We start from the raw sequence: 1959 nt of genomic DNA, 5'->3' as shown, positions 1-1959 counted from the left end.
CAGAATGACGCCTTTGAGGCTGGCCACTTTGATGTTTTTGATACGGATATTGATTTTTAGGGAGATAGGGATATGGATATTGTTCAAAAGTGCGAGAAAGATCACACCATGATTCATTGTTTTGAGTTTAAAGAAGAAGTGGTATTTCGGTTTGTAAAAGCCATTGAAAAGAAAAAGCTGCCCGGCTCCAATGTTGTCGAACAGCTGATTCTTGAATGGTTAGAAAAAGAGGGAATGTAGTTTGCTTACTTTCTGGCATCGATTCGAAGGATGCACTTCTTGCCTTTATAGACGTTGGCGGAGTAGTCCTTGAATACATCAATCCTGATATTAATACCGGACAGAAGATGTATAACCACAATGGTTCGTTGTCCTTCTTCTTCCGGTAAATGAAAAACAATTTTATCAATGGTTTTCAACATGGCATCAATAAAAGGCATTTGGTCTTCTTTGGTTGCCTTGCCTAACTGAAACCGTTGGTGGAAAGCATTTATATGGTCAATGCTTGCAGCCATTGATGGTGAGGACAGTTGATCCAGTTGATCCAGTATCTCCTTTATTTGGTGGTTGATAACCTCGATCTCGCGTTCAAGTTTCACTACTCTCTGAACGCCTGACGTTGAACCGGCCTCTACCAGTTCAGCAAGGTTATCCTTTCTTGTTTGCTTGTCCTCCAACTCGGCCTGCTTTGTCGTCAATGCTTTTGATAGTCTTGACTTTTTGGAACTAGAGGCGTTTTCAAACATATCGTCTTTATCTATTACAGCAATGGTTTTTAAGAGAATCTGTTGTATTGGTTTTGTATTTATGCTTTTGTTGAAGCCACACAGATTCTTGTTGTTTATTCGGCCAATACAACGGTATGAAGATCTATGCCCTGTACCGCTCATAACAAACCCGGATGAACAAATGCCACACCGCAAAATTTTGCGAAAGAAATTTATTTCTCTGGAGCCAGAGGATGGTCTCCCGGTCTTCAGTGACATTCTTTTCTGAATCGCGGCTCTCGCAGCGTAGAATGTTTCCTCATCAATGATTGCTGGATAGGCCTGTATTTCTTCATTAAGGGGAATATACTTGGCTACACCGTCTTGATAGATGGTTTTCTTAGGCTCGATTAATCCGAGAGCTTTCTTCTCTGACAACATTCTTTGAACCCATCGAGGGTTTATATTGAATCCTTCGGTATCCTTATCGAGAAAGTAATGGGCGATAGGTATAAGTCCCATATTATGATTTATGCAGAGGTCAAATACTTTTCTGACTATATCAGCCTTTCTCTCGATAATTTCAGGCTTACCACTACTTATATCTATCCATTTCGGATAAAGCATTTTTCGACCCAAGTGACCGTTGGCAATCTTTTCTTTATTCTGTTGCCAACTGGCTGATGATCTTTTTGCTTTAACCAGACTCTCATCATGGGAGCGGCACATTAAGGTGATTGAAATAATCAGGGGCGCAAAGTTATTTTGAAGTTCTTCCTTGTTGTAAACCATCCGATCAATATAGGTGCAGATGGTAATACCTGTATTGAGTATCCGAATAAAAATTTCCAGAGCATCCATAATGTTTGCCCGGCTGATCCGATCCAGACTTTCTACAAGCAGAACCGCAGGTCGTTTGACCAGTCCCTTTTCAATAGCATTTAAAAAACTACCAAGGGCAGCTTTGTCATCAAGGTTTCTTCCATGGTAGGCAGACTTGCCAATATCGGTAAGAGTAAATGTGGTATCCATGATCCAGCCTTGCTCTTCGCAAAAGGCAGCGCTTGCTTCAATCTGCCTTTTTATACCACCGCCTTTGATCTGCTTTTTAGATGATATCCGGTGATAGGAATAACAGTACGTCGTCCTTGTTTCTATCGCTTCCATTGTATTTCTTATTGTCATAATGCCTCCTACTATCGTGCATTAATGAGTTATGGGAAGCAATTAAATTGTTCCATGATTCGTGAAC

At 40.7% G+C, this 1959-nt stretch carries 2 protein-coding genes; one reads left to right on the top strand and one right to left on the bottom strand.

What is annotated here, in order from left to right; genetic code table 11:
• The first annotated feature begins 72 nt into the window (after nt 1-72).
• Nucleotides 73-240 (top strand): hypothetical protein, encoded by a 168-nt coding sequence (locus AK963_RS33885; protein ID WP_175404709.1) that lies wholly within the window; start codon nt 73-75, stop codon nt 238-240.
• A gap of 5 nt (nt 241-245) precedes the next feature.
• Here the strand turns inward: AK963_RS33885 and AK963_RS28305 are convergent, their stop codons facing one another.
• Nucleotides 246-1892, bottom strand: coding sequence for a recombinase family protein (locus AK963_RS28305; protein ID WP_083232938.1), 1647 nt, complete (start codon nt 1890-1892; stop codon nt 246-248).
• Nucleotides 1893-1959 lie beyond the last annotated feature (67 nt).

The organism is Endozoicomonas atrinae, from assembly GCF_001647025.1.
Taxonomy (GTDB): domain Bacteria; phylum Pseudomonadota; class Gammaproteobacteria; order Pseudomonadales; family Endozoicomonadaceae; genus Endozoicomonas; species Endozoicomonas atrinae.
This window is presented reverse-complemented; position numbering and strand designations above follow the sequence as displayed.

Coding starts and splice junctions, on each gene's coding strand:
- AK963_RS28305 (WP_083232938.1), bottom strand. CDS start 1,892: ATGACAATAAGAAATACAATGGAAGCGATAGAAACAAGGACGACGTAC.
- AK963_RS33885 (WP_175404709.1), top strand. CDS start 73: ATGGATATTGTTCAAAAGTGCGAGAAAGATCACACCATGATTCATTGT.